Source organism: Arthrobacter sp. Y3221048 (assembly GCF_059092685.1).
Window position 1 is genome coordinate 111,189 of the sequence record NZ_JBNHHX010000002.1, and the last position, 18,326, is coordinate 129,514.

Annotated in this window: 16 protein-coding genes; 6 read left to right on the forward strand and 10 right to left on the reverse strand. The window is 68.8% G+C overall.

What is annotated here, in order from left to right:
* Nucleotides 1-48: 48 nt before the first annotated feature.
* From AC5RVS_RS05140 to AC5RVS_RS05160, 5 genes are all read right to left on the reverse strand, one after another.
* Entirely contained in the window at nt 49-1,164 is a 1,116-nt protein-coding gene (locus AC5RVS_RS05140) for an NAD(P)-dependent alcohol dehydrogenase (protein ID WP_494107398.1), read from the reverse strand.
* A gap of 231 nt (nt 1,165-1,395) precedes the next feature.
* Nucleotides 1,396-2,001, reverse strand: coding sequence for an isochorismatase family protein (locus tag AC5RVS_RS05145; RefSeq protein WP_494107399.1), 606 nt, complete (start codon nt 1,999-2,001; stop codon nt 1,396-1,398).
* Between the two features lie 105 nt (nt 2,002-2,106).
* Nucleotides 2,107-3,042, reverse strand: a complete 936-nt coding sequence (locus AC5RVS_RS05150) for a transposase (protein WP_494107400.1) — start codon at nt 3,040-3,042, stop codon at nt 2,107-2,109.
* Nucleotides 3,043-3,170: 128 nt separating this feature from the next.
* A complete protein-coding gene (locus AC5RVS_RS05155) occupies nt 3,171-3,746 on the reverse strand; it encodes an NADPH-dependent F420 reductase (RefSeq protein ID WP_493989730.1) in 576 nt (191 codons plus the stop codon).
* A 77-nt stretch (nt 3,747-3,823) separates the two neighbouring features.
* The gene (locus AC5RVS_RS05160; RefSeq protein ID WP_493989729.1) at nt 3,824-4,240 is read right to left on the reverse strand and encodes a ChaB family protein; all 417 of its coding nucleotides are present in this window, start codon (nt 4,238-4,240) and stop codon (nt 3,824-3,826) included.
* 244 nt (nt 4,241-4,484) lie between these two features.
* Between AC5RVS_RS05160 and hrpB the strand changes: the two genes are divergently transcribed.
* Entirely contained in the window at nt 4,485-7,109 is a 2,625-nt protein-coding gene (gene hrpB, locus AC5RVS_RS05165; RefSeq protein ID WP_494107858.1) for an ATP-dependent helicase HrpB, read from the forward strand.
* Nucleotides 7,110-7,232: 123 nt separating this feature from the next.
* Here the strand turns inward: hrpB and AC5RVS_RS05170 are convergent, their stop codons facing one another.
* A complete protein-coding gene (locus AC5RVS_RS05170) occupies nt 7,233-8,375 on the reverse strand; it encodes an acyl-CoA dehydrogenase family protein (protein WP_494107859.1) in 1,143 nt (380 codons plus the stop codon).
* Nucleotides 8,376-8,972: 597 nt separating this feature from the next.
* On the opposite strand from AC5RVS_RS05170, the gene AC5RVS_RS05175 reads away from it, so the two are divergent.
* Genes AC5RVS_RS05175 through AC5RVS_RS05185 form a run of 3 tightly spaced genes read left to right on the forward strand, consistent with a single transcriptional unit; the run spans nt 8,973 to nt 11,981 of the window.
* Nucleotides 8,973-10,076 (forward strand): LolA family protein, encoded by a 1,104-nt coding sequence (locus AC5RVS_RS05175; RefSeq protein WP_494107401.1) that lies wholly within the window; start codon nt 8,973-8,975, stop codon nt 10,074-10,076.
* A complete protein-coding gene (locus AC5RVS_RS05180; protein ID WP_494107402.1) occupies nt 10,073-11,038 on the forward strand; it encodes an ABC transporter ATP-binding protein in 966 nt (321 codons plus the stop codon). The genes AC5RVS_RS05175 and AC5RVS_RS05180 overlap by 4 nt, the downstream gene beginning before the upstream one ends.
* Nucleotides 11,028-11,981, forward strand: a complete 954-nt coding sequence (locus AC5RVS_RS05185) for an ABC transporter permease (protein ID WP_494107403.1) — start codon at nt 11,028-11,030, stop codon at nt 11,979-11,981. The genes AC5RVS_RS05180 and AC5RVS_RS05185 overlap by 11 nt, the downstream gene beginning before the upstream one ends.
* Nucleotides 11,982-12,034: 53 nt before the next feature.
* Here the strand turns inward: AC5RVS_RS05185 and AC5RVS_RS05190 are convergent, their stop codons facing one another.
* Complete coding sequence (locus tag AC5RVS_RS05190; protein WP_493989726.1) at nt 12,035-12,436, reverse strand: VOC family protein; 402 nt, start codon at nt 12,434-12,436, stop codon at nt 12,035-12,037.
* Between the two features lie 618 nt (nt 12,437-13,054).
* The gene (locus AC5RVS_RS05195; protein WP_493989725.1) at nt 13,055-13,531 is read right to left on the reverse strand and encodes an SRPBCC family protein; all 477 of its coding nucleotides are present in this window, start codon (nt 13,529-13,531) and stop codon (nt 13,055-13,057) included.
* Nucleotides 13,532-13,709: 178 nt separating this feature from the next.
* Here AC5RVS_RS05195 and AC5RVS_RS05200 point away from each other — a divergent pair, with 178 nt between their 5' ends.
* The gene (locus tag AC5RVS_RS05200; protein WP_494107404.1) at nt 13,710-14,756 is read left to right on the forward strand and encodes an NAD(P)-dependent alcohol dehydrogenase; all 1,047 of its coding nucleotides are present in this window, start codon (nt 13,710-13,712) and stop codon (nt 14,754-14,756) included.
* Between the two features lie 35 nt (nt 14,757-14,791).
* Complete coding sequence (locus tag AC5RVS_RS05205; RefSeq protein WP_494107405.1) at nt 14,792-15,817, forward strand: LLM class flavin-dependent oxidoreductase; 1,026 nt, start codon at nt 14,792-14,794, stop codon at nt 15,815-15,817.
* A gap of 51 nt (nt 15,818-15,868) precedes the next feature.
* Here the strand turns inward: AC5RVS_RS05205 and AC5RVS_RS05210 are convergent, their stop codons facing one another.
* Nucleotides 15,869-16,933 (reverse strand): ATP-dependent DNA ligase, encoded by a 1,065-nt coding sequence (locus tag AC5RVS_RS05210; RefSeq protein ID WP_494107406.1) that lies wholly within the window; start codon nt 16,931-16,933, stop codon nt 15,869-15,871.
* Between the two features lie 183 nt (nt 16,934-17,116).
* Nucleotides 17,117-18,235 (reverse strand): fatty acid desaturase family protein, encoded by a 1,119-nt coding sequence (locus tag AC5RVS_RS05215; RefSeq protein ID WP_494107407.1) that lies wholly within the window; start codon nt 18,233-18,235, stop codon nt 17,117-17,119.
* Nucleotides 18,236-18,326: the final 91 nt, after the last annotated feature.

Below are 18,326 nucleotides of genomic sequence, written 5' to 3' on the forward strand. Positions count from 1 at the left end.
TTGCATGGTTGTGCCGGCCGCAGCTGTGCGGCCGTGCGGAGCAGGGTTTCAGCCGGCGGTTTTCAAGACGGCCTTGATGGTCCCGCCGGCGGCGGAATCGGCGATGGCCGTGTCGATCTGGTCGAACCCGTAGTACTTCACCAGCTTGTCGAAGGGGAACCGTCCGGCCTTGTACAGGGCGATGAGCCCGGGGATCAGTTGGGCGGAGGTGCTGGAACCGCCGAGCGTGCCGATGATCCGCTTGCCCCAGAGCGTGCGCAGGTGGTCCACCGAGAACCGCGCCTGAGCCGGAGCCCCGCCGATCAGCACCAGCGTGCCCAGCATGCCCACGGCGTCCGCAGCTTCTTCAACCACCGTGATGTTGCCGGTGCATTCCAGCACGTAGTCGGCCGGGCCGCCGCAGATGCGCTGGATCTCCTCGAGGGCGTTGGTGTTGCCGGAGTTGATGGTGTGGGTGGCACCCAGTTCGCGTGCCAGTTCCAGCCGCGAATCATGCAAGTCGATGGCAATGATGGTGGCAGCGGGCGTGTTCTTCGCGGCCATGATCGCGGCCAGGCCCACCGCGCCGGCTCCGTACACCACCAGCGACTGGCCGGGTTCGGGCTTGGCTGTGTTAAACACCGCGCCGGCCCCCGTCGTAATACCGCAGGCCAGCGGCCCGAGCAGTTCCAGCGGGATGTCCTTGTCCACCTTCACCAGCGACGACGCCAGTGCCAGCGAGTAGTCGGCGAAGGATGACTGGCCGAAGAAGTGGCCGGAGATCTTGCTGCCGTCGGCCCTGGTGTAGGCGGACTGGCCGGCGTCGGGTCCCTTGAACCGGGCACCGCTCACCAGCGCCTCGCCCAGCCGCAGGCAGTACCGGTGCTCGCCGCGCAAGCAGTTCTTGCATTCACCGCAATACGCCCAACCCATGATCACGTGGTCGCCCACGGCAACATTCGTCACGCCGTCCCCGACGGCCTCCACCACGCCGGAGCCTTCATGGCCCAGCACTCCGGGCAGCGGCAGCGGCATGTCGCCGGCCTGGGTGATCAGGTCGGTGTGGCAGAGCCCGACGGCGGCCACCTTAACCAGCACTTCGCCTGGCCCTGGCTCGTCCAGATCCAGCTGCTCGGGGACGAACGGGGCGTCCTTTTTCTCGACCACCCATGCATTGATCTTCATTGCCATGCTCCTTACAGTTTCGCCCGGCTATGTTGATGTCTCACTTGTTCAACGTTTCACTGCGGAGGAAAAGTCCCTGGGAGGCACTTGGAGCGGTTCCGCCTGGACCGCCGCTGTGGAACGGACGCCCTACCGGTCTATCGCAGCGCGGGCGGTGCGGTCCATGGCGGCTTGTGCCGGTAGCCGACGGGGAAAGAGCCGGATGCCAGATCCCCCTCCGACGGTCGCCGACTACGCCGTGGTGCCGATCTCCCGTTCCATCTCGACCGTGCTCATCACCCGGCCGAAGAAGGTGCCGATGGCGTCCAGGGTGGCGGATTGGGCCTTCTCCGACCGGCCGCCGGTGGCGTCCGACAGGAACGCCACCTTGTAGTCGTTCATGTAGGCACTGCGCGCGGTCGATTCACAGCACACCTCGGTCAACGTGCCGGCGATGATCACGGTGTCAACGGTGTTCAGGCCGCGGATGGTCGCCAGGACGCTCTTCAGTTGCGTGTTGTGGAAGGCGTCGTAGCGGTGCTTATCCAGCACGTAGTCGTCGGCTTCGGGCTTGAGTTCCTCGACGATCTCAACTCCGCTGGTTCCGCGGCGCATGCCGGCCGTCCGCAGCCGCTGGTTGTAGGTGGTCTCCAACGGCGAAACGTCGAACGAATCCAGCAGGACGTGACGGGTGTAGATGACCGGGATGCCTGCCTGCCGACAAGCCGCGGCGGCGGTCACCATTTCCGGCAGCCGGTGGCGAGCCATCGGCACTTCCATCGGCGCGCCTTCCAGCACGAAATCGTTCTGCATGTCGATCATCAGCAATGCGGTCCTGGCCGCATCAATGCGCCACATGTTGGCCCCCTGTCGGCTCGGCCGGTCCGGGCATTCTGCCCGCCGGCCCTGAGACCTAGGCTACATGTTCACGCCAATGCCGGCCCCACGGTGACCACCGGGCGGCTAGTCTTGGTCGTCGAGTTCGCGGCGGGCGGCGGCGGCAGCCTTGCGCGTCCGATCGGCGGTCTTGGCCGCGGAAACCAGGTCTTCCTCGGCAGCTTCCATCTTGCGGTCCGTCGAGGCGACCTCACGTTCCAGGTCCTCGATGCGCCTCTTCAGTTCGGCGAGCTCGCCCACCAGTTCGTCCCGCCGGTTCTGCAGTTGGTCCAGCTTGTCCAGCACCTTCTGTTCCGATGCTTCGGCGTCTTCCTTGCGCTGCTCCGCCTTGTCCAGCGCCGCCTGCGCCTGTCGGCGCCGCCGTTCGGCCTCTTCGGCTTCCTGCTTGGCGGCCCGTTCGGCCTTCGCGGCCCGGCGCTCGGCGAGTTCGTCCCGCGAGGATCGCTTCGGCTGGCGCGGTGGCGCCGGCTCGGCACCCGCATCCGGGGGAGCGCCAGCCCCGGGCAGCGCCACCCGGCCGTCCAGGTCCACCGGGTCAATCCCGTTCGACGACAGCGACTCGGTCAGCAGGCCGCTGGTTACGGCCGCCGCGGCAGCGGCATCTGCCATCGCCGCATGCAGTGTCTGCTCCGCCTCCGCGACGGCCGCGGCACTCACCCTTTGCCCGAGCTCATCGGCCAGCTTCCGGCCCTCTGCCGCCACGGCGGCCAACAGTTCCCGGCGCTGGTCGCCCAGTCGGCGCAGCTGTTGCGGATCGAGCTGCTCCTGGGCTTCGCTCATGGCGTGGCCCAGTTCCACGATCCCGGCGATGTCCGCGCTCCGGTGCCGGCTCAGGAGATTGACCAGCCAAGCCGCGGCCGACGGTTTCGCCAGCGCTTTGATCTGCCGGGCCAGTTCCTTGTGGCCGTCCTGGGCTGCCTCCTTGGCCCTCGCGTTGCGAGCCGCGGTGAATTCACCGGGCAACAGCGCGTACAGCTCCCGTGCCGCGCTCTCCAGGTCCATGTGCCCCAGCCTAATAGGAGCGGCCGTCTGCGGTTGTTTGGGCCACGGCTGGCAGGCAGTGCCAGTCCCGGGCCCGTGCGGGCGGCAGCTGTCCCGCTGGCCACCCGCAGCAATGGATTCAGCTGAGGTCAGGGCACGACGCCGAAGCCGCCGCTCCAGCCAATCTTCTCGCTGGCGGCCAAGGTGATCTGCAGGAAGCCCATGGCTTCCAGTTCCCGTGCCCGGGAGAGGGCACCGGCGTCGATAACCCGGAGTCCGGCGGCGGCGACCACCTCGGCCAGCATGGTTTTGGCCTCTGCGTCGTCGCCGGCCACCAGCACGGTGGTGGTGAGCCCGCCGACCGTCCCGGCAACCAGCGTGGCGGCCAAGGTGGTGTTAAAGGCCTTGAGCACCGCCGAGTCCGGCAGCGCGGCGGCTAGTTCCGCGGCCGCGGAGCTGTCCGCCGCCACGGTGAGGGAGTCGAAGGTCTCGAAGTTCAGCGGGTTGGTGATGTCCACGACCACCTTGCCGGACAGCTGCCCGGAGCGCTTACCGAGGATGTCGGCCAGGGCGGGATAGGGCACGGCCAAGACGACGATGTCACCGGTGACCGGCTTGTCCTCGTCGGAGTGGCCGAGCATCTCGACGGTGTTGCCGCCCTTGGTGACGACCCCGGAAATGGCCTGGCCCATCTTTCCGGTACCGATAACGCTGACGTGTGCCATGGAATGCTCCTCGATCACGGATGGATACTGGAAGACGCAGCCAAGACGCTAGCGGCAGAAGCAGGGGCAGTCAACGGCTACCGGGACTTCCTGGTCTCCCTGTCGTTGGCCTTGCGCAGCGCATCCACCAGCTCCGACTTGTCCATCTTCGACCGGCCGGGGACATCAAGCTTCTTGGCCAGATCGTAGAGGTGCTGCTTGGAGGCGTTTGCGTCCACCCCGCCCTTGGTTTCCCGCGAGGTGCCGGCGCCGCCCTCGGCTTGCGGGTCGGAGGGGCCCTTCTTTTCCTTCGGCTCCCAGTGGTCGCCCACCTTCTCGTGCGTGTGCTTGAGCGCGCTGTAGGCCACGCGGTGGGCACGTTCCTCGTCGCCGTACGTTTCGGCGGCGGAATCGTGGGCTTCCGCGAAAGTTTCCTGGGCCTTCTGGCCCGACCGCCGCAGTGTGCTGGGCAATTCGCTCTGCTTCGGCTTGCCGCTCTTCGTCGTCTTCGGCATCTGGACCACGTCCCTTCAGAAAGGTTTGTTCGCCATTCCTCCTCCAACGTGGCACAGTTCGCCGGCCCTGCCAAGGGAGATGCGGCGCCTGTGGAAATCGGAACAACCACGGCGGAGCAGCCGCCTGCCGTCGGCGCACTTTCGCGATGCCGGAGGACGCAACGGGCAGCGGCACAATGGAAGGGTGAGCCAGTCAGCCCCGCAGGAACCCGCGCACCGCCACGTCCTTTTCGACCTGGCCGCGATGGGTGCGGGGCTGGTCTTCGCCGATTCCCTGGATGACTTGGCCGCTGCCCTGACGGGCAGCCCGGTTGGGGCGGGTGCCGGCGGGCCCGCAACCACCGGAACCCGGGCCGGCACCGCCGTCGTGCAGGCTCCGCCGGGCACGGGCAAGACGACCCTGGTCCCGCCGCTGGTCGCCAACCTGGTGGCCGGTAGTGCACCGGGCCGCCGGCCGCGCATCGTGGTCACCCAGCCCCGCAGGGTCGCGGCCCGTTCAGCCGCCAGGCGCCTGGCAGCCCTGGATGGCAGCCAGCTTGGCGGCCGCGTCGGTTATACGGTGCGCGGCGAACGCCGGGCGGGTCCGCAGACCCTGATCGAATTCGTCACGCCGGGAATCCTGCTGCGCCGGCTGCTCACCGATCCCGGCCTGGACGGGACGGACGCGGTGATCCTGGACGAAGTGCATGAGCGCGGCCTGGAGACCGACCTGCTGGTCGGCATGCTCGGCGAGGTCCGCCAGTTGCGCGGGGATCTCACGTTGGTGGCGATGTCGGCCACCCTGGACGCGCCGCGCTTCGCCGCCTTGATCGGCGGGGACGACGGCGCCGGGCCGGCCCCGGTGGTCGACTGCCCTTCGGCGCTGCATCCCTTGGAGGTGAGGTGGGCTCCTGCCTCCGTGCCACGGCTGGACGGGAGGGGAGTTGCCCGCGGTTTTTTGGACCACGTTGCCTCCACCGCCGCGGCCGCGCATGCCGCGGCGCTCGCGGACGACCCCTCGGTGGACGCCCTGGTCTTCGTGCCGGGAGCCTGGGAAGTGCAGCAGGTGGCCGCGCTGATCCGGGACAGGGTCCGCGGCGGCACCGGCACCGATGTACTGGAACTGCACGGCCAGGCCGACACGGCCACGCAGGACCGCGCCGTTTCCGGCCGGGAGCCCGGCGGTGCCCCGCGCATCATCGTCTCCACCTCTCTGGCCGAGTCCTCGCTCACCGTGCCGGGCGTGCGGTTGGTCGTCGACTCCGGGCTGTCGCGCGAACCCCGCCGGGACGCGGCCCGCGGCATGTCCGGGCTGGTGACGGTGTCAGCCTCCCGCGCTTCCGCCGACCAGCGCGCCGGCCGCGCCGCCCGCCAGGGTCCGGGCACCGTGGTGCGCTGCTACGAGCCGAAAACCTTTGGCGCCGCGCCCGCCCATCCCACCCCGGAGATCGCCGTCGCCGACCTCACCAGTGCCGCCTTGGTGCTGGCCTGCTGGGGTGCCCCGGGCGGCGAGGGGCTGCAACTTCCGGACGCGCCGCCGGCGACGGCCATGGCGGACGCCGTGCGCACTTTGCATGAGCTGGGCGCTACTGACGACGGCGGCCGTGCCACCGATTTGGGGCGTGTCCTCTCCCGGGTCCCGGCCGACCCCCGGCTGGGCCGGGCGCTGCTAGATGGCGCGGCGGCAGTGGGCCGGCAGGTTGCCGCCGAAGTAGTCGCCATGGTCTCCGGCGAGGAGCGGGCACCCGGTGCCGACCTCACGGTGCTGCTGTCCCGGCTGCGTTCGGCAGGCCGCGGCGACCCCGCCGCCCGGCGCTGGCGGGAGGAGGCGCATCGGCTGGAGGGCATCGCACGGCAGGAGGGCACCGCCGTCGTCCCTTCCACCGGCGATATGGGCGGTTCGGAACGTGCCGGCTTCGTGGTGGCGCTGGCCTTCCCCGAACGGGTCGCCCGCCGCGTGCCCGGTCCCGGGCAGACCTACCTGCTGGCGTCCGGAACCCGGGCCGGGCTGCCGTCCGGCAGTCCCCTGGCCGGGCAGGAGTGGCTGGCTGTGGCCGAGGTGTCCCGGGCGCAAGGCCGCGACGCGGCAGGCACCGGGGCGGTGATCCGCGCCGCCGCCCCGTTGACGGGGGAAACGGCGGCAGCGGCGGCCCAGCACCTGATGACAGACCGGGTGGAGGCGCGCTTCGAGTCGGGCAAACTTGCGGCCCGCCGGGAACGCAGGCTTGGCGCCATCGTGCTGTCCTCGGCACCGGTCCGGCCGTCGCGGGATGAGGGCCGGGAGGCGGTAGCGCGGGCCCTGGAAGACGGCGGGCTGGACATCCTTGGCTGGTCGGAAGCAGCCCGGGGGCTGCGCCGCCGGCTGGCCTTGCTGCACCGCGAACTGGGCGCGCCCTGGCCGGACGTCGCCGACGCAGCGCTGCTGGGACGGCTGTCCGATTGGCTGGCTCCGGAACTGGAGGCGCTGGGCGGCGGGAAGCCGGCCGCCGCAGTGGACCTGGCCGAGCCGCTGCGCCGGCTGTTGCCCTGGCCGGAAGCGACCCGGTTCGATGAGCTAGCGCCGGAGCGGCTTGAGGTTCCCAGCGGTTCACGGGTGCGGATCGACTACCCGGAACGTGACGGGGGAGAGCGCCCGGTGGTGGCGGTCAAACTGCAGGAGTGTTTCGGCTGGGCGGACACGCCCCGGCTGGTGGGCGGGCGGGTTCCCGTGCTGTTCCACCTGCTCTCGCCGGCCGGCAGGCCGCTGGCCGTCACCGATGACCTGGCGTCTTTCTGGTCCGGTCCCTATGCGCAGGTCCGCGCCGAGATGCGCGGCCGCTACCCGAAGCACCCGTGGCCGGAGGATCCGTGGACCGCGCCGGCCACCGCGCGGACTAAACACCGGAGGTAACGGCCGGACAGTGCCGCCAGGGCGGACTGCCGCGCGCGTGCCTCTCCGGCCGTTCGGCGGGCGCCTGCCGCCCCGGCCGGGCGGACTGCGGCCTTCAAGCGGGTCTTTCCGGCCCGGTCCCAGTCAGCGGATGAAGTGGCGGGAGATGAGCAGCCGCTGGATCTGGTTGGTCCCCTCGAAGATCTGCATGACCTTGGCCTCGCGCATGTACCGCTCGGCCGGGAAGTCCCGGGTGTAGCCGGCCCCGCCCAGCACCTGTACGGCGTTGGTCGTCACGCTCATCGCGTTGTCGGTGGCCACCAGCTTGGCGATCGAGGCCTCCCTGCCGTAGGGGAGGCCGGCGTCCTTCAACCGCGCCGCCGCCAGGTACATGGCGCGCGCGGTTTCCACCTCCACCGCCATGTCGGCGATCAGGAAGGCCAGCCCCTCGTGCTCGATCAACCGCTTGCCGAAGGCCTCGCGCTCGTTGGCGTAGGCGGCGGCCAGGTCCAGCGCGGCCTGGCCGAGCCCGGCAGCCACCGCCGCAATGCCCAGCCGGCCGGAGTCCAGCGCCGCGAAGGCGATCGCCAGGCCCTGGCCTTCCTCGCCGATCAGGCGGTTCGCCGGAACGTACGCGTCGTCGAAGTTCATCGTCGCCGTGGTGGAGGCTGTCAGCCCCATCTTGTGCTCCGGCGGGGCCGCACTCAGGCCTTCGGTGTCGGCCGGAACCAGGAAGCAGGAAACACCGTGCCGCGGATCATCGGACGTCCTGGCCATGACCGTGTAGAAATCGGCCTCGCCGGCGTGCGTGGTCCAGGCCTTCGCGCCGCGGATCAGGTAGCCGTCGCCCTTCCGGATGGCGCGGGTGCGCATCGCCGCGGGGTTGGAGCCCGCGTGCGACTCGGAGAGGCAGTAGGCACCCAAGGTGTCGCCCGAAAGCATGTCCGGCAGCCAGGTTTTGCGTTGCGCATCGCTGCCGAAATGCACCAGCGGGAAGCAGGAGAGGGCATGGACGCTGACGCCGACCGCCACGCTGCCCCACGCGGCGCCGAGTTCCTCCAGGACCTGCAGGTAGACCTCGGCCGGCTGGCCGCCTCCGCCAAACTCCTCCGGGTACGGCAGGCTGAGCAGCCCGGCTTCCCCCAGCATCCGGAAGACCTCGCGCGGGAACCGTTCGGCGGCCTCGGCCGCGGCCGCCTGCGGCAGCAGCTCGCGGTCCGCGATGTCGCGGACCAGCTCGATCAGGTCCTGTGCTTCCTCCGTCGGCAACAACCGTTGCACAACCATCGCCACTCACCCCTCCGGCTACCGGCCTGGGTGCGGACCGGCGCCTGGATTGCCGCAGTCAGGCCGGGTTCGCCGGGCCGCTGCGGTGCGTCCACGTCATTGCGTGAGTCAACTACAACACGGCAACAGAGGCCTGACAAGCATGATCCCCGGCGTGTGTGCGGGCGGGTCTCCAGCGGGTGTCCGGGCCGATCGAACGGTGCTGACAGGCAGCAGGAGCAGTCGCTGGACATCGGCGACGGCCGGGATCCTCCGGGCGGCCTCGATCCTCCAGGGCGGCCGAGCTGTGCCAGAACGGCCTTCCGCGACGGGCCTGTGTCGACTATCGGCCGCTCTGGAGCTTGGCGCGGAACGCCAGCCATCTTTCGTCGGCTGCTTCCGGCCTGGGGCCCCGCGGCACACGTTTACACGGGCTTGAGGCAAACGCGCGCTGCCAGCTGTCGCGGGAGCCCCGCGCCGCCGCCCCGCCGCACCAACACCCGCACCCGGGCCTTGGAGCTCCGGCGGGGCCGGCTTCGCGTTGACGGGTGACCGCGGGAGGCGGGAAGCGTAGGCTGGGAAGCGAGTCCTGCAGCAGCAGAAAAAAGGTGATGTGCCATGGACCGGACGTGGAAGCGCTGGCTGCCCGCCGCCGTCGTGCCCGCGGTGATTGCCGGCGGAGTGCTCACCGGTTCCCTGCAGGCCAACGCCGCAACCGATTTGCCGGACAAGACCCCGCAGCAGCTGCTGGAGCTGGTGGCGGACAGCGACGTCCGCGCGCTCTCCGGCACGCTGGAACAGGACTCCGCGCTGGGACTTCCGGAACTTCCCGAGGACCTGCCCGCGGACGAGGGCGGCGACGTGGCCGCGGCCCTGGAGCTGCTGACCGGTTCCCGCACCGCCCGCGTCTACCTGGACGGGCCGGATCAGGCCCGGCTGCAGCTCTTCGACCGCTTTGCGGAGCGCGACGTGATCCGCAACGGCACCGAGGCCTGGCTGTACAGCTCCAAGGAGAACGAGGCGGTCCGCCTGACGTTGCCCGCCTGTGCGGACGACGGAAAGGAAGACGACGGCGGTGCACCCCATCCGGGTGGGGCCTACACCCCCGAACAGCTCGCCGAGCACCTGCTGGCCAAGATCGGCCCGGAAACGAAGGTGTCCGTCGGCGCCGATACCGAGGTCGCCGGGCGCAGCGCCTATCAGTTGCTGGTGGAGCCGAACAGCACGGCCACGCTGGTGGGATCCGTGACCGTCGCCGTCGACGCCGAGACCGGCCTGCCGCTCAGCCTCCGGGTCGCTGCCCGGGGACAGCAGGACCCGGCGTTCCAGCTGGGCTTCAGCAAGCTAAGCCTCGAGGCCCCGGACCAGAGCCTGTTCGAGTTCACCCCGCCGCCTGGAGCCAGCGTCACCGAAAAGGCCGTGCCGCGGCACGGAGAGCAGTCACGGTCCGGACGCCATGGCCCGCACGGCGGCGGCGCTGCCGCGCTGAGGGATGACGTCATCCTGCACGGCACCGGCTGGGAAACCGTTGCGGAAGTCCCCGCGGGGGCCCTGCCGGAGGGCTGGGAAGACTCGCCCTTGCTCGCCCAGGCCACCGATGCGGTGGACGGCGGCCGGCTGATCTCCACCGCCCTGGTCAACGTGTACCTGACCGACGATGGCCGCGTTCTGGCCGGGTCGGTCCCGTTCGAGTCGTTGCAGGCAGCCGCGGAGGCCCGGTGAGCGGCAGCGGCAACCCTGCCGCGCTGGTCATCGAAACCTCCGGACTGACCAAACGCTTCGGCCGGCAAACCGCCGTCGACTCCCTTGACCTGGCCGTCCCGCACGGTTCCGTCTTCGGGTTCCTGGGACCCAACGGCTCGGGGAAAACCACCACCATCCGGGTCATGCTCGGGCTGGCCGCAGCCACCAGCGGGAGCGTCCGGATCTTCGGGCAGGACATGCCCGGCTCTTTGCGGGACGTGCTTCCGCGGGTCGGAGCCCTGATCGAAGGCCCGGCCTTCTACCCCTTCCTGTCCGGCGCCGCGAACCTGCACCGGCTGGACACCGCGGACCGTTATGCCCCGTCAAACACCCGGCGGGAGAGGATCGGCAGGGCGCTGGAGCGCGTCGGCCTGACCCACGCCGCGGACAAGAAGGTGCGCGCCTACTCGCTGGGCATGAAGCAGCGGCTGGGCATCGCCAACGCCCTGATGATGCCGCGCCAGCTCCTGGTGCTGGACGAGCCCACCAACGGGCTCGACCCGCAGGGCACCCGCGAAGTCCGCAGCCTGGTCCGTTCGCTGGCGGGGGAGGGCACCACGGTATTCGTGTCGAGCCACCTGCTCTCCGAGGTGGAGCAGATCTGCACGCATGCGGCCGTCATGCGCGCCGGCAAGCTGGTTGCGCAGGGGGCCCTGGATGATGTGCGCCGGGCGGGCCTCACCCACGTGAGCGTCCAGACCCCCGACGTCGCGGCGGCGCGCGGCGTGCTGCGCCGGTTGGGCCTTGAACCAGAGGGCCCGGACGCCGCACTCGACGGACACGTGAACGCCCCGATGAACCAGGGCGGACTGCTGCCCGAGCACATCGCCGCCGCCCTCGTGGCGGACGGCGTGCGGATCCGCGGGTTCACCGTGGAGGCAAGCAGCCTCGAGGACCGGTACGTGGAGCTGACGGGGGAGGGCTTCGACGTTGTCCAGTGAGCAGCAGCCCGGCCCGGGCGGCCACCGCCGGGTGGGGCCCGAGATTGTGGAAGTCGAGGCCCCCGCCGAGGAAAACCCCGGCGCTTCGGCGGCCCATCCGGTCGAGGGACCCGAAGGCGGTAAGTCCGCCGGTTGGGCCCTTTTCGGTTCCGAGCTCAGCGTGCTCTTCCGCCGCGGCCGGACGTGGGCCATGCTGCTGGCCTTGGCCGCTGTCCCGACGCTCATCGCGGTGGTGGTCCGGTTCGCTGCGGACGAGGACGGGCCAGGCGGCGGGCCGCCGTTCCTCAACCGGATCACGGAGAACGGGCTGTTCGTGGCGCTGACCGGGCTGGTGGTGTCCATCCCGTTGTTCCTGCCGCTGACCGTCAGCGTCGTTTCCGGGGACACGATTGCCGGCGAGGCGGGCCACGGCACCCTGCGCTACCTGCTCAGCGCCCCCGCCGGCCGCCTGCGGCTGCTGGCCGTCAAGTACGGCGCGGCGGTGGCCTTCTGCGCTGCCGCGGCGCTCGCCGTCGCGGTCACGGGTGCGCTGGTTGGCGGCCTGCTCTTTGGCATCGGGCCGGTGACTCTGCTGTCCGGCGACACGATTGGCGTCGGCGAGTCCCTGGCTCGCCTGCTGCTGGTGGCCGCCTACGTTGCCTTGTCACTGGCAGGGCTGGCGGCCATCGGGCTCTTCATTTCCACCCTCACCGAAGTCCCCGTGGGCGCCATGGCGGCGACGGCAGTGCTGGCCGTCGTCGCCCAGATCGTCGGCGCCCTGCCGCAGCTGGAATGGCTGCACCCGTGGCTGTTCACCCACCACTGGCTCAGCTTCGCCGACCTGCTGCGCCAGCCCATCTCCTGGGACGCCTTCGGCGCCAACGCACTCCTGCAGGGCGGCTATATCGCCGTTTCCTGCGCCCTCGCCTACGGCCGTTTCAGCACCAAGGACGTGCTGTCCTAGAGTCAGTCGCCGCGGAGGCGGACGATAGCTGTCCGCCGCTGGTTGAGGTTTGGTTACGACATCCCGGCCTTTTCGTCGGGCTGATGGATGCCGATGGTGTTGTTTTCCGTGTCCAGGTAGTAGCCCTGCCAGGCCATTCCCGGCAGCGCGTACTTCGGCAGGGCCGTTTGGCCGCCCGCATCCAGGATCTTCCGTTCGGTCGCGTCGTAGTCATCCACCTCCATGGTGACCACCCAGGCGTTGGTACCCTGGCCGGTGGCAGGCGCCGGGGCGGGACGCTGCATGAGGCCCCCGTTGATGCCGGCCTGGTCCTCCGGGCCGGTCACGACCCCAAAATAGGGAGTGCCCGTGACCTGCGAATAGTCCTCGAACGTCCACCCGAAAACGGTCGAGTAAAAATTCTTTGCTCGTTCCAAGTCATCAGCCTGAATCTCGAAGTGAACGGGGCGGGCCATGGTGACTCCTTAGCTCAGGGGCGGAAGCTGATGCTCTCCATTCATGCGGCCCCGAGGGCACAAGTCAAGGAGGCATCAACGAATCGGGTTCGATCGCCGATGGCTGCCGGTCGACCTGGGCGACCCTCGCGCGAAGGCTATTAAGCCAGACGGTGGCGCCCGGTTCCACGGCTCCAAGGAAGCCAGCTACGGGTGCGGCGTGGCTTGCCCAGGTGGCCTTCCTTTTCCAGCGGATCGGCCGCGTCATCCGGAAGATGCCGATCCTCACCGGCAACAATGTGCCCTGTTCCGGGGCCGGGTATCTGGGCCGCTGCCAGATTCGGCATCCCCATGCTGTCCCCGGACCCATGGACAGGCTTAGGTCCCATCCGCTCCATGTTCGCCACCGGATTGGCTTCCGGCCGTTCCTGATTTTCCCGCATGGTTGGCCCCCATTGCCGCTCAGTAAGTCCCCTGCGGCCAGAGTAAACCGGATAACCCGGAAATGGGGGAGAATCCCGAAAATTTATTGGCTGGAAGGGCCGGCTGCTGCGACAGCGCTGGCAAGCGGGCGACCAAACGCCAGCGGTGGGCCGGCTCCAAGAGCCGGCCCACCGTCGTAATGCTGGGTTTTGAGGTTTAGAGCTGCGTGCCGATGGGGCCGCTGTCATTCACTTCTCCGCGCCAGGCGCCGGTTTCGGTGCCGCGGGTTTCGATGAACTCCTTGAACTTGCGCATGTCCGACTTCACTTGCTTGTCGTCGATGTTCAGGGCGGCGCCGACCTTCTCGGTGAAGGTTTCCGGATCCCACTCGAAGCGCACCGAGACCTTGGTGCTGTCGGCACCCAGCGGGCTGAACGTGACGACGCCGGCGTGGGACTTGCCGTCGACGCTGCGCCAGGCGATGCGCTCGTCCGGCTGCTGTTCGACGATTTCGGTGTCGAACTCGCGCTCCACGCCGCCGACCTTGGTCTTCCAGTGGTTGGTGGTGTCGGTCAGCTGGGTCACGGACTCAACGCCGGACATGAAGTTCGGAAAGGATTCGAACTGCGTCCACTGGTCGTACGCTGTGCGGACCGGAACGGCTACATCAATGGTTTCTTCCACGGTTTGCATCAGTTGCCTCCTTTGGAATCGGGCCAGGGCCGCTGTTGCGCCCCTTGAGGTGGCCTCGTTGCCTACGCTACACAGGCTGGTGAAAGGTGACAACTCGATAGACAGCTTGCTGATCATTTTCCGCAGTACGTAGGGTGGCGTGTGTAGCTGTCGCAGAGTCACCCGGCAGGAGTGAATCATGCGCGCTGTAGTGTTCGAGGAATTCAAGACTTTCCCCACCATCAAGGATGTGGAGCGGCCAAAGCCCCGGGCCGGGGAGGTGCTGCTGAAGGTCGCTGGCGCCGGAGCGTGCCACTCCGATGTCGCGATCTACAACGACTTCGAGGCCGGCGGCCCGGGAGCGGTGCCGCCGCCGTTCACACTCGGCCATGAAAACTCCGGGTGGGTCGAAGAGCTCGGGGAGGGCGTGGAAGGCTTCAACGTCGGCGATGCCTATCTGGTGTACGGGCCGATCGGCTGCGGGCACTGCAAGGCGTGTTCGCGCGGCCAGGACACCTACTGCGAGAACGCGGCCAAGATGCCGTACCTCGGCGTGGGGCTGGGGCGCGACGGCGGGATGGCCGAGTACGTCAGCGTGCCGGCGCGGAACCTGGTGCCGCTGGGCGACGCCGATCCGGTGGCCGCGGCGCCGCTGGCCGACGCGGCGCTGACTCCGTACCACGCCATCAAGCAGTCGCTGCCGCACCTGGCCGGCGGCGGCAAGTACGCGTTGGTCATCGGGCTGGGCGGCCTGGGCCAGATCGCCGTGCAGATCCTCAAGGCGCTGACCGGCGCCACCGCCATCGCCACCGACATGAAGGAAGAGGCAATGCGCAAGGCCGAAGAGGCCGGCGCCGTGACCGTTCCCGGCGGCGAGGGGCAGGCCGAGCGGATCCGCGAAATCACCGGCGGCCGCGGCGTCGATGCCGCGTTCGACTTTGTGGGTGTGGGTCCCACCGTCAAGACCGCCGCCGCTTCCATGGCCCGGCTGTCCAGGCTGACGGTGGTGGGGATCGCCGGCGGCACGTTGGAGTGGAGCTTCTTCACCAACCCGTACGAGTCCGTCATCACGAACACCTACTGGGGCACCATCGAGGACCTGCACGAAGTCGTGGACATGTACAAGGCCGGGCAGATTGTTCCGGAGATCGAGCGCTACAGCATGGACGATGCGCTGGAGGCCTACCGCAAGCTGCAGGCCGGCGAACTTAGCGGCCGCGCCGTGGTGGTCCCGCACGGGAGCTAGGGAATTGACGTACCGGCGGCGGGGTTGTGGCGGATATGAAGCGAATCGGTTTCCTGTCCTTCGGCCACTGGAGCCCCGCCGTCGGCTCGCCGGTTCCAACCGCCGGCGAAGGGCTGCTGCAGAGCATCGACCTTGCCGTTGCGGCTGAGGAAGTTGGGGTGGACGGCGCGTATTTCCGTGTGCACCACTTCGCGCGGCAGCAGTCCTCGCCGTTTCCGCTGCTGGCTGCGATTGCCGCTCGGACCAGCCGGATCGAGGTCGGCACCGGCGTTATCGACATGCGCTATGAAAATCCGCTGTACATGGCGGAAGAGGCTGCGGCCACGGACCTGATCAGCGGCGGCCGGCTGCAGTTGGGCATCAGCCGCGGGTCGCCCGAGCCGGCGCTGAACGGTCCGGCAGCCTTCGGGTACCGGCCGGCCGAGGGCGAGAGCGATGCGGACATGGCCCGGCGCCACACCACGGTGTTCCGTCGGGCCATCACGGGTGCTGGCATGGTTCCCGCCGACCCGAACCACCTCCAGGGCAGGCATGCCGGCATGCTTCCGGTGGAGCCCACCTCCCCCGGGCTGCCGGAGCGGATCTGGTGGGGTGCCGGATCCCGAGCCACCGCAGTGTGGACCGCCGAGCAGGGCATGAACCTGATGAGCTCCACCCTGCTGATCGAGGACACCGGCGTGCCCTTCGACCAACTGCAGGCCGAGCAGATCCACCTGTTCCACGAGGCGTGGCAGAAGGCCGGCCACGCGCATGCTCCGCGGGTGTCGGTCAGCCGCAGCGTGATGCCAATTGTCGACGACGAGGACCGCCGTTACTTCGGGCTGCGCGGCCAGGCCGACCAGCACGACCAGGTCGGCATACTGGACGGCGCCCGCTCAAGGTTCGGCAAGAGCTACATCGGCGAGCCGGACAAGATCGGCGCCGACCTGGCCGTGGACCAGGCCGTGCAGGCGGCGGATACGGTGCTGTTGACGGTGCCGAACTACCTGGGCGTGGCGTACAACGCCAAGTTGTTGGACAACATCGTGCGGCACGTGGCACCGGCCGCCGGCTGGCGCTGAGACCCGGGCGACGTCATCCGGGCCGGCGGGCGCCGGGACCCGGTCGACGCACTACAACAGCACGTCGTTCAGGTCGTAGGAGACCGGCTCGTCCAGTTGCCCGTAGGTGCACGACTCCGGATCGCGGTCCGGCCGCCAGCGGACGAACTGCGCGGTGTGCCGGAAGCGTTCGCCCTCCATGTGGTCGTACTTGACCTCGAGCACCCTCTCCGGCCGCAGCGGCACTAAGGACAGGTCCTTGCCGCCGCTCCAGCGGCTGCCTTCGGTCGTCAGGGGAGTCCGCTTGCCGGCCTCGTGCTGCTCACGGTTCCAGGGGTGGCCGTCCGCATCGGCAATCAGCGGCTGCAGCTCCTCGAACAGCTCCTGGCGGCGTTTCATGCTGAACGCCCCAGCCACTCCCACGTGCACCAGGGTTCCGCCGTCGTTGTACAGGCCCAGCAGCAGCGACCCCACCAGGCCGGGCCCGCTCTTGTGCACCCGGTAGCCCGCGACCACGCAGTCGGCGGTGCGCTCGTGCTTGATCTTGAACATGCTCCGCTTGTCCGGCTGGTATTTTCCGTCCAGCGGCTTGGCCACCACGCCGTCCAGCCCGGCGCCCTCGAACTCACCGAACCACCGTTCGGCCACCGCCGGGTCCGTGGTGGCCCGGGTCAGGTGGATGGGCTTGACGACGGCGGAGAGCGCCTTCTCCAGCGCGGCCCGCCTTTCCTCGAAGGGACGGGAGGTCAGATCGTCGTCGCCGAGGGCCAGCAGGTCGAAGGCCACGAACCGGGCCGGTGTTTCCGCCGCGAGGAGCTTGACCCGGCTGGCCGCCGGATGGATGCGCTGCTGCAGCATCTCGAAGTCCAGCCGGTCGCCGCTTTCGCCCACCAGGATGATTTCCCCGTCCACCACGCAACGCTCGGGCAACTGCTCGCGGACTGCGTCCACCAGTTCGGGGAAGTAACGCGTCATGGGCTTTTCGTTCCGGCTGCCGATCTCCACTTCGTCGCCGTCGCGGAAGATGATCGAACGGAAGCCGTCCCACTTCGGCTCGTACGTCATTCCGCCGTCGGGTATCTTGGCCACGCTTTTGGCCAGCATGGGCGGAACGGGCGGCATTACGGGCAGGTCCATGCGCCCATTCTCGGTGCTGTCCCAGCCAGTGTCCATGACCTCGCGGACACGGACGACGCCGGAACGGGAAGGAAACCCTGCCGGCATGCGGAACTTTGGCTGCTTTACCCGTCTGCAGGCCGCTGGCCGGCGATGGGTGTCCTGAAGGCTGCAGACCCGGCGGGAGACCTACCTGTGGAGGCCTTAACCCCGGCGATAGATGTCCGCCACCGGACACTGGAAGGGATCGGAAGCGGCTATTCCTACGGCGCCCAAGTAGCGGACTATGGCCGCGTAGGATGCCAGCAGGCTGGTCTCCGTGTAGGGGATCGAGTGCTCGCGGCAGTATTGGCGAACCAGCGGCGCCGCCTTGCCCAAGCAGGGACGGGGCATGTCAGGGAATAGGTGGTGTTCGACCTGACGGTTCAGGCCGCCCATCAGCAGGTCCATGATCCAGCCGCCGCGGATGTTGCGGGAGGCCGTCACCTGGCGGGTGACGAAGTCCGGCCGGCTGGATTTGGAATAGATCGGCATGCCCTTGTGGTTCGGCGCGAACGACGCGCCCATGTAGAAGCCGAAAACCGCCATCTGCACGCCGATGAACGCGAACGCCTGCCCTAACGGGAGCAACCAGAAGACAACCGTTAGCAGCACCGCGGCGCGGGCCACGAGGATGCCCAGCTCCAGCCAGCGGTGCTCCACCTTGCCCTGCCGGATCAGGTACTTGAAGGAATCTGCATAGAGGCTGAAGCCCAGGAACGGCAGCAGCGGGAACAACAGGTAGCCCTGGAGCCGCGTGACACGGACCATGGCGCCGCGGCGGCCGGCCGCAGCATCCGGATGGAAGGCGATAGAACCTGTCCTGATGTCCGGGTCCTTGTCCACGGTGTTGGGAAATCCATGGTGCTTGGTGTGTTTGCGCATCCACATGGCGTAGCTGATGCCCACCAGGCAGGTGCCAACCAGGCGGGCAGCCCACTCGTTGACCCGCTTGGTCTTGAAGACCTGCCAATGGGCAGCTTCATGGGCGAGAAAGGCGAACTGCGTCAACAGGATGCCCATGCCGGCCGCGATCAGAAGCTGGAACCAGCTGCTCCCGAGCAACGAGAATCCCGTCCAGGCCGCGGCCAGCAGCATCGTGAGCACTGCGAAAAGGGTGATGTAGTAGCCCCTGCGGCGGGTCAGCAAGCCGGCGGACTTCATGCGGGCCATGAGTGCCAAGTACCCGGCAGCAATACTGTTGGGTGCGCGGGACGGAGCTGGTTCGCGAGCGAAATTGGGCTGGGGAGCCGTATTGGTCTGGGGCTTGGGCTGAAAGTCCATGACATGCCTTGCGTCCGGCGGGTTGATAAAGTCGGTGCAGCCGGCCGTAAAGCTTCAGCACCAGTCTTGTGAACTTACCGCCGCTGCGCCA

What these genes read in the sequence shown, in the direction of transcription:
- AC5RVS_RS05140 (WP_494107398.1), bottom strand. Translation starts at nt 1,164, where the DNA reads ATGAAGATCAATGCATGGGTGGTCGAGAAAAAGGACGCCCCGTTCGTC.
- AC5RVS_RS05145 (WP_494107399.1), bottom strand. Translation starts at nt 2,001, where the DNA reads ATGTGGCGCATTGATGCGGCCAGGACCGCATTGCTGATGATCGACATG.
- AC5RVS_RS05150 (WP_494107400.1), bottom strand. Translation starts at nt 3,042, where the DNA reads ATGGACCTGGAGAGCGCGGCACGGGAGCTGTACGCGCTGTTGCCCGGT.
- AC5RVS_RS05155 (WP_493989730.1), bottom strand. Translation starts at nt 3,746, where the DNA reads ATGGCACACGTCAGCGTTATCGGTACCGGAAAGATGGGCCAGGCCATT.
- AC5RVS_RS05160 (WP_493989729.1), bottom strand. Translation starts at nt 4,240, where the DNA reads ATGCCGAAGACGACGAAGAGCGGCAAGCCGAAGCAGAGCGAATTGCCC.
- hrpB (WP_494107858.1), top strand. Translation starts at nt 4,485, where the DNA reads ATGGGTGCGGGGCTGGTCTTCGCCGATTCCCTGGATGACTTGGCCGCT.
- AC5RVS_RS05170 (WP_494107859.1), bottom strand. Translation starts at nt 8,375, where the DNA reads ATGGTTGTGCAACGGTTGTTGCCGACGGAGGAAGCACAGGACCTGATC.
- AC5RVS_RS05175 (WP_494107401.1), top strand. Translation starts at nt 8,973, where the DNA reads ATGGACCGGACGTGGAAGCGCTGGCTGCCCGCCGCCGTCGTGCCCGCG.
- AC5RVS_RS05190 (WP_493989726.1), bottom strand. Translation starts at nt 12,436, where the DNA reads ATGGCCCGCCCCGTTCACTTCGAGATTCAGGCTGATGACTTGGAACGA.
- AC5RVS_RS05195 (WP_493989725.1), bottom strand. Translation starts at nt 13,531, where the DNA reads ATGCAAACCGTGGAAGAAACCATTGATGTAGCCGTTCCGGTCCGCACA.
- AC5RVS_RS05200 (WP_494107404.1), top strand. Translation starts at nt 13,710, where the DNA reads ATGCGCGCTGTAGTGTTCGAGGAATTCAAGACTTTCCCCACCATCAAG.
- AC5RVS_RS05205 (WP_494107405.1), top strand. Translation starts at nt 14,792, where the DNA reads ATGAAGCGAATCGGTTTCCTGTCCTTCGGCCACTGGAGCCCCGCCGTC.
- AC5RVS_RS05210 (WP_494107406.1), bottom strand. Translation starts at nt 16,933, where the DNA reads ATGGACCTGCCCGTAATGCCGCCCGTTCCGCCCATGCTGGCCAAAAGC.
- AC5RVS_RS05215 (WP_494107407.1), bottom strand. Translation starts at nt 18,235, where the DNA reads ATGGACTTTCAGCCCAAGCCCCAGACCAATACGGCTCCCCAGCCCAAT.